At 44.1% G+C, this 8,391-nt stretch carries 5 protein-coding genes; 2 read left to right on the top strand and 3 right to left on the bottom strand.

What is annotated here, in order from left to right; all coding sequences use genetic code 11:
• The first annotated feature begins 312 nt into the window (after positions 1-312).
• A complete protein-coding gene (locus ACFQ0N_RS35805; protein ID WP_379334912.1) occupies positions 313-609 on the top strand; it encodes a hypothetical protein in 297 nt (98 codons plus the stop codon).
• Between the two features lie 343 nt (positions 610-952).
• Positions 953-1,135 carry a helix-turn-helix domain-containing protein gene (locus ACFQ0N_RS35800; RefSeq protein WP_379334911.1) on the top strand — a complete coding sequence of 61 codons (183 nt, stop codon included), beginning with the start codon at positions 953-955 and terminating at the stop codon, positions 1,133-1,135.
• Between the two features lie 104 nt (positions 1,136-1,239).
• On the opposite strand, the gene ACFQ0N_RS35795 is transcribed toward ACFQ0N_RS35800, so the two are convergent.
• The 3 genes from ACFQ0N_RS35795 to ACFQ0N_RS35785 form a co-directional block, all read right to left on the bottom strand.
• The gene (locus tag ACFQ0N_RS35795) at positions 1,240-4,110 is read right to left on the bottom strand and encodes a discoidin domain-containing protein (RefSeq protein WP_379334910.1); all 2,871 of its coding nucleotides are present in this window, start codon (positions 4,108-4,110) and stop codon (positions 1,240-1,242) included.
• Positions 4,111-4,295: 185 nt separating this feature from the next.
• Positions 4,296-6,635, bottom strand: a complete 2,340-nt coding sequence (locus ACFQ0N_RS35790) for a helix-turn-helix domain-containing protein (RefSeq protein WP_379334909.1) — start codon at positions 6,633-6,635, stop codon at positions 4,296-4,298.
• Positions 6,636-6,749: 114 nt separating this feature from the next.
• The gene (locus ACFQ0N_RS35785) at positions 6,750-8,348 is read right to left on the bottom strand and encodes an extracellular solute-binding protein (RefSeq protein WP_379334908.1); all 1,599 of its coding nucleotides are present in this window, start codon (positions 8,346-8,348) and stop codon (positions 6,750-6,752) included.
• Between the last annotated feature and the right edge of the window lie 43 nt (positions 8,349-8,391).

The raw sequence follows: 8,391 nt of genomic DNA, 5'->3' as shown, positions 1-8,391 counted from the left end.
TGCAGGGCTAGATACCTTGCATAAGGCACCTGACTGTGCTGAATACCTAACCGAGAAGTTCTATCCGTCACACCAAAGACGTTCAACATGGACGGAACTGAACCCCGGAGTTTGTTCGGGTACAGAAACGAGCGTACGAACCTCTTCTGTGATCATGAAACAAATTCCTATGGTAACGGTAACTGAACCTGCTTCACGCTAATGAGGCGAATAAGGGGAATCCCCCACCTCTAAGCAAAGTGTAGGCGGGGGAGGATGTCAATATATAGTACAATGGTTGCAAATTATATCCAATAAACAGGGGGGACTATTATGGTTCAAGTTGTAAAAGGGTTAGCGATTGTGACTGTCATATGTGCATTTATTGTTGGGATTCTCGATTTTCAATGGGAGACGGCTATTATTTGGTGGGTTAGCGGGATAGTGTCCGGCATCCTGATCTTTGCGTTCGGTGTAGTGATTGAACATCTTGAAAATATTTCATATGCACTTAATAGAGGAGAAAGCGACAACCGATATGCCTCAAGCGATCTTAGAAAACCTGCTCCAACGGGAAGTCTTGGTAAACTTCAAGGATATACGATGTCTAATTCAGATGATAAAGACTAGATACAACTTTTTCGGCCTTGAATTTGTGAGTCTATATGGGGAAAAGTATGCAAGGGATGAGTCAATTGCAGTCAGTTATTACTATGATCTGACCACAGGTAAATTCCTTGGAGAAGAAACCTTAAAAAACTCAAGTGAAGACGATATGAAAAACCAAGTTTTTTTAGTATTGTTCGCGTTGATAAAATATCGTTTCAGATGGGAGATCGGCTAATGGCAACTAATGTAAAATAATCAAACCTATTGCTTTGAAGGAGAAACGGATGAATGACCAAATCCTTATCAAGAGGATCCCGGCTTTCACAGTTAGCGACACTTGAAATCAGTCTGCTGATGGAAGGCCGTGGAGCAAACAGACCGGCAGGCGCTTACGATTGCGAAATCGGCCGATTGCATACGCGAAAATTTGCAGCAGGGCGTGCAAATCTCCGATTTGGCCGCGCTGGCCAGATTGAGCGAGACGCGCTTCCGCCAGCTATTCGAGCGGATGTACAAAACGAATCCCAAGCGCTACCAACAGCAATAGGCTTTCGATTAAACGTTCTCTCTGATATGGAAAACTTGGCCCCGGGGTATCGACCCAGAGCCCAGTTTCCTCAGTTATCCCAGTACGATTGCATCGAACAAGCCCTAATTCCCCCACGGGTGAAGATCCATCTGAAGTACCCTCAGCGATTCCCACGGGAAATCATTCAGAGTCGTATCTTCCGTCACCCCCGCTTTCGCCCACGCATCATAGTGACGGCTATCGTTGCTTTCACCGCGTATCGTCATCGCACCCGACGTATCGGAGCAATACATGCCGTATTCCTGGGCGGCTTTGGCGATGATCTTCTTCCATTCGGGCCAGTTTGGATACACACTATCGATGTCTATGGAAGGATCCAGTTGAAGAAGCGCTCCTTCCGGAATGGAAAATGCATTCGCATCCCTTCCATCTGCTTTAATAGCCGGAGAGGAATACCAGCCTTTGCGGGTTCGCGGACTTGTAAAGGTAATCGCATGTTCAATCCGCCCTTGCGCGATTTCTTCCGGTCGGATGACCCCCGTCATTGAAGCCCACCCCGCGGCAACGCCCGATATGCCTGATTCAACAACGTTGGGTTCGCCGTTCAGATCGATGATGCCACGACTGCCTGCTTTCCATGTATTGTTGCTGTAATCATATACAGCAAGCCAGGTATCCACATTTCTGTTGATCGAAGGATTAATGATCGTTACATGATGATCCCAACCCGATGTTGTCACGGCATACTTGGGAATTCGAGCCTTGATTGTCTCGGAGCCGCCATAATAATAGTACGGAATGGTATACACTTCGCTAACCGGATTTGCGTAAGCGAGCGTAATGCCGTAGCCGTCATGCGTTACATGCGAACGCCCTTTTTCCGGTACGATCGCATAATTGATCATTGCCGCCGAATTGGGATCTACTTGCGGATTGGGTCCAATCGGTCTGTTTACAAAGGCGTCATCGGAAAACAGTCTGGGAAACATGCCTTGCTGGCTAGGCGTCGTTACACCCGCTGTCCAACTCGCCACATATTGGTTTGAGGTATCCAAAAATTCGACAACATAGTTGTATGCGGAAGATTGCCACAATAAATAATCCGTATAACTGCTGCCTGCAATGGATGCAAATTCATCCAGCATTTGGCCGTCCCTTTTAATCCTAACCTTATAGGCACCTTCAGGAGCGTTCCAGGAAAGCTTGACTGAATAGGAATTTAACGCAGCAGCCTCAAGGTTTCCCGTAGTTGGTATGATCGGCGCGGGTTCTGCCTCATGATAGATCCCGATGCCCCATAATCCATAATACCCCCAATCGACACCCGCTGCGATACAATTTAATTTGACATACCGTGCGTTCCCCGATACAGCCAGATCGTCGATACTCCCGTTGCCGGACGTTGTACTATAGATTGTTGTCCAATTTTGCGTATCGTTCGATGTTTGAACTTCATATACTTTGGCATAGGACGCATCCCATCTGAGGATCAGGCGGTCGAATTTTTTTACGGCCCCCAGATCCACATAAATCCATTCATTCCCCGAGGTGCCGCTCTCCCATAAAGTCTCCGCATTATCGGAATCTACAGCGGCACCGGCATTGCCGGACGATGCGTAGGCTATCCGATTTTTTGCCAGGTCTGCCCGGTCCGCATAGGTTGGCAGGGTCCCGGGACCCTCATATACTTCAAATTCGGAGAAGGCGTACCCGAATTTAGAACCTCGCGCGATGCCTTGCACCATGATATAGCGGGCAGATTGCGGATTCATAACCAGAACATCGTTTCCGCCGATTCCCCCTCTTTTCTGGTATACTGTCGTCCAATTCGTGTTGTTATCGCTAATTTTGATGTCATAATCCTTACCGTAAGCCGATAACCATTTGATAACTACCGTATTAAACGTTTTGGCCGTCCCCAGATCTACCTTCCACCATTGGTTATTGCTGTACGCCGATGACCAACTCGTTGCGGCATTGCCGTCTACCGCCATTTCCGCCGTGATCCCCGGACTTTCAAAAGAGGAGGCGAATGCAGGCTTATTCAGAGCCAGATTGCCATTCCCTCCAGGTCCAGTCGACGGAGCATCCTCACGGTTGTTTACCTCAAATTCCCAGAAGGAATAGCCATACGTTGTGCCTCTACTAATTCCTGCAAATTGAATGTAGCGGGCATTCTGCATAGAAGAAAAAACGATTGTATCCGTGCCCCCGCTGAAATTTTGTCTTGTGAATATCGTTGTCCACGTTGCATTATCATTACTGATCATGATTTTATAATCTTTACCGAAAGCGGCTTCCCATCTAATAACGATTTGATCGAAATTCGTGGGCGAGCCCAAATCGACCTTCCACCATTGATTATTACTGGCACCGGAAGACCATCTCGTTACCGTGTTGCCATCTACAGCTTTGCTTGCCTCCAGGCCCGCTGCCTCCACGGATGAGGAGAAGGCCGTCTTGTTCAAGGCGAGATTCGGCAGACTTCCTGGACCGGGCAACGTCTCGTCGCTTTTGTAGACCTCGAACTCCTGGAAGGAGTATCCATTCGCCGTTCCTCTGGTCAACCCTGCAAACTGGACATAACGTGCGGTCTGTATCGATCCAATGGTTATGGTATCGGTGCCGCCGGCAAATCCCGTCCTTGAAAAAATTGTGGTCCAAGTGTTGTTGTCGCTGCTGATCATGATTTTATAATCTTTGCCATAATCAGCATCCCATTTAATCACGATCTTGTTGAATTCCATTAATGAACCTAAATCTACTTTCCACCACTGATTATTCGTAGGTTTGGACGACCATCTTGTTTCGGTTCTGCCATCTGCTGCTTTGTTTGCTTCAAAACCAAGGCCTTCGAAAGATGAAGCGTAAACGGCTTTGTTCAGGGCAAGATTTGTTACTGCTGCTTTGACATCATTCCCCTGTCCCAAGACAGACAATGGAGCCGTCAGCAAGACGAAAACCAACAGCTTTAATAAACGTGCCTTTCTCATACAAATCCCCTTTCCTCCATCAAAAATATAAAGACTAGTCCCAATAAACCACAGAAAGTCTCTTATGGTAACACCCAGAATCCAAATTTGGTTATAAACTTTGACAAGTGCTTGCACCATAATGAAATTGAAGACCTAAAAGATGCATGGATGCCCAGACGCACGTAATGCAGCCCATAGGACGATTAAGGTTTTAAGGCGCGGAATTCCGAAGGCGTAATCCCTTCAAGTTTTTTAAACATGCGTATGAACGTGTTTCTGCTATTAAAGCCGACAAGAGGAGCAATTTCGTTAATCGTCTTGTTTGTATCCTGGAGAAGCTTCTTGGCCGCGTCAATCCTTAATTTGGCCAAATAATTTTGGAATGTCATTCCGAGCGATTCCTTCAGCAAGCGCGATAGATACGCTGGTGTTACACTGTTAAGATCGGCCAATTGTTCAAGGTAAATATCTTCATGGTAGTGATTGTCGATAAACGCTTTCAATTGGGCAATATCGGCTCGTTTATCCTTGCCTTTATGCATAATAATTTGCTCAAAAAATACCGCCACGTACTCCGCCAATTCTTTTTGCGACCTCTGACTGTAACAGTCGGAAAACGGGATGTATCGATTGCCCATTATTTCTTCAGCTGAAAGCCCTTTTCGATTCATGACATGTACGCCGATCAAATATAATTGCAGAAACAGCTCTTTCGTGCTTGTATCGGAAATATTCTTCGCGATGTTTTTTTCGATAATCTGATCCAACAATTCGTTTACTTTGTCCTTGTATCCGCTCATCAGGAAGTTCGAGAGCTTGTTTTCTTCCTCAAACGAAAAATCGTATTTGGGATAGCTTCCCTCCTGCATATAAACTTTTACCTTTTCGCGTTCAAACAAAGTAATGGACGAAAGCGCTTTTACAGCTTCCGTATATGATTTATGGATCCCTGTTAAATCGGAATAGATTCTGCCAATGCCCGAATGAACCTGCACGAGGTTGTTATCGTTGTCAAATACGCCATCAATATTCTTCATGGATTGTACGATGGATTGGAGGCTATCCATTTCAGGAAGGTTGATAATGATACACAGCTTATCTTTTTCCATCATCAGGATATGGATGCGATATTGTTCAGGAAAAAACCGCATCGCAATTTTGGGAATCCCGCCATAAACCAGAAGCTGCTCTTCATTGCTGAAACGCAAATAAAATTCCTCTTTAAACGTGAATTGGATGATCGTAACCGCAAAATAAGGATATTGAAAGGTAAGATTGGCTTTAGCCATAAACTCATTGATTCTTTCTTTGAAGAAAAATTTATTCTGATTTAATATTTTCAATAAATATTGCTCGCTAATGAACGGCAAAGCGAAGGACAGATCCTCCGTCAACTTCTCGCTCTCGTTTACGACCGAGCTGAATTGACGGTTTAAATAATCAAACTCGTCATCTGAAGATACTTGCTTGAATGTATCCATCTTCTTGTTAACGGAGTATACAAGGTTTCGAATCGGACTATAAATTTTTTTGCTCATCATAAACGAAATGACGATGGAGGCCAATAAACTGACAGCGCTGATGAGATATGCGATATTCTTGATATACGCCGACTTCTTATAAATATCGCTGTAGGGTACGCATGCCACGTAAATGAAATCATTCGCCATGGCTTCGTTTGCATAAGTAATCACGAGCGTCTTCTTGCCGGCAAATTCGGCTTGGAAAGTATCGTTTTTACGTTCAACAATTTTTTCCAGGAGAGCTTGATGATCCGCTGGATTCACATAGGAATGCTTGTCCGTATACGAAATAACATGCCGGTTATGATTCGTAATAAACAGCATGCTGTTCTCGGTCAATTTGTGTTTATTCATCAATTGCTTGATGACGGCTTCATTCATATTAATAACAACAAGATTTCTGAGCGGTTGATCCCCGAAATTGGAGAGGACGATCGGAATAATACTTTTTATTTTTTTATTACCTGTATATTCATACTGTTCAACTTGCGATCTGTCCAGCATTTTGTTCGTGCCAAAGTTGTTGGATAGATTCAACCAAAAATTGTCATCATATTGTTTGTAGTGATAGTATTCGTTGAAAAATCGATCGACAGTCATCACACCATCGCTGCTAATTACGAGCTGGTTGCTTTTTTGCAGAATAAACACATTGTCGATAAGGTCTTTGGTCACCTTAAATTTAACAAGCGTTTTAACGCTGTCGATCAGCCGGTAATATTCAGCCCCCTGCAAGTCGCCTTCAAAGTTGGCTACTTCAATGAGCTTCTCATCCAAGGACAGCAGATTGTTGATTTTATAAATTTCATACATGGTGTTATTGATGGAGTCGGCGGAAATCGACAATGACTTCAAGTAATTGGCCTTTATATCGTTTTCAAAAAATCGAATATAGTAATAATAGGTGGACAAAGAGATCAAGGAAATACAGGTCATAGGCAAAAGCGTTAAAGCGAAAATTTTGAAGAAGACGCTCTTTTTTATATTGTTAAACTGCTTTAACTCCTTTATCGACGCCAAAGCGCTCACCCACCATCGTCTAAACAAAGAATTGTATTTTCCTATTGTCTAAAAATGAAAACCAAGGGGGGCGCCTTCTGTAAACTTGTGCGCTGCCCCCTGGCCGTAACCGTTTTATTTACCTATTTGTTTCTGATAAATCTCATTATAGAAATCCGTCATTTTCTGTCTTCCTTTTGAATCCGCTTCTTTCACGTATTTTTCCCAATCATTCTCGATGGAAGCTTTGCCGAAAATAAATTCCATATCCATCCTGTTGGTGAAATCCTTCAAAGGAGTGACGGTCAAAATTTCTTGCTCCTTCTGATCTTCCGATAATTGCAGGATCGGATCCGTCTTGATCACCATTTGGTTATCCACCAGATTTTTTGCAAACTTGCCCCATGACGCATCGGAGCTCGCGTACATAAATTCAGAAGTTCGGAAGAATGTAAAGTTGTTGTTATACACACCGTATTTTTGGGACAATGTTTTCTGGATCCCCGCAAGGGAATTGACAATTTCATCAGTAAATGCCTTTTTTCCGTCCGCTGCATTGTAGGTTTTTCCTTCAATCCCCCATGATGTTAGCGTATAGCCCTCTTCACTGTACAAAAGCCAATCCACAAATTTTAATAATTGATCAAAATGCGGTTTTTTCGCCGCGGAAGCCGGAATGCCCAAATTGAAAGTTCTCCTGCTGACAGGTACCGCGTAGGGCTCGTACCCCGTTCCTGCCAACGGAGCGATCATCTCCAGATTAAATTCGGGCCCCACATTCTTCTTCCCATCGGCATTAATTTGTTTAAGTTGATCATACCATAAAAATGCGGCGAATGACTTGCCTGTAACAAGCTTTTTCAAAAACTGATCCGCATTTTGCGTAAACGCTTCCTGATCGAGCAGTTTTTCGTTCATTAGATTCCTAAGATAGATCAACAATGCTTTGTAGCCTTTCGATGTTGGAGCGTGTTCCCACTTTTCCGTCTTCCGGTTAAAGTTGAAACGCGTTTCGGCATTCCACCCACCGCTGGTTCCCCAAGAGGGCGTCATGAAACTGAATAAGGCGTCGGCTTCATACGTATTGGTAAAGGGAATGCTATCTTTGTATTCTGCCTTCAGCGTTTTTAATGCATCATATAATTGTTCATAGGTTTTCGGTATTTCGATATGATGTTTCTGGAGCAGATCTGTTCGGATCGCGAGCCCTTCCGCAGGCAAACCTTGTTCTTGAAATCCCGGAAATCTGTACAGTTTCTTATCCAAATGCAAGATGTCGTCAATTTCACCTTGCAGATCATACTTCTCAATCAGCGCTTTGAAGTGCGGCAGCTTATCCATGTAATCACTTACAGGAAGCACAATGCCACTATCGGCAAAAGAGGCTGCCTGATCCGCTTTAATAAATAAATCAGGAATTTCTCCGGAACCTAGCGTGATTTGCAGTTTTTGCTTGTAGTCGGAATCCGGAACAGCGATGATTTTTAAAGAAACATTGGTTCTCTTTTTGATTTCCTCCAGCAATGGCCAATTTTCGTTGAACGGATAAGTCGCATTATCCGTATAAAGCATCGTGAATTCCAACGGTTCATCCGAAATCCACGATGCCGGCTTGTTGTCTTTGACCTGATTGTTCGTCGCCGACGGTTCCGGACTTGCCGCTGTGTTTTTGTCTGATGGGGAACTGCAGCCTGCAAACAGAGATGTCAAAAGTGCGAGTAAAAGAAATGTCATGACCCCTCTCTTTGAAAATCTGTGAACTTTCACTTTGTTGATC

This window comes from Paenibacillus sp. GCM10027626 (assembly GCF_042676285.1).
Lineage (GTDB): Bacteria > Bacillota > Bacilli > Paenibacillales > Paenibacillaceae > Paenibacillus_Z.
This window is presented reverse-complemented; position numbering and strand designations above follow the sequence as displayed.

Excerpts from the sequence above, each read along its gene's own strand:
- ACFQ0N_RS35805 (WP_379334912.1), top strand. The coding sequence starts at position 313 with ATGGTTCAAGTTGTAAAAGGGTTAGCGATTGTGACTGTCATATGTGCA.
- ACFQ0N_RS35785 (WP_379334908.1), bottom strand. The coding sequence starts at position 8,348 with ATGACATTTCTTTTACTCGCACTTTTGACATCTCTGTTTGCAGGCTGC.
- ACFQ0N_RS35795 (WP_379334910.1), bottom strand. The coding sequence starts at position 4,110 with ATGAGAAAGGCACGTTTATTAAAGCTGTTGGTTTTCGTCTTGCTGACG.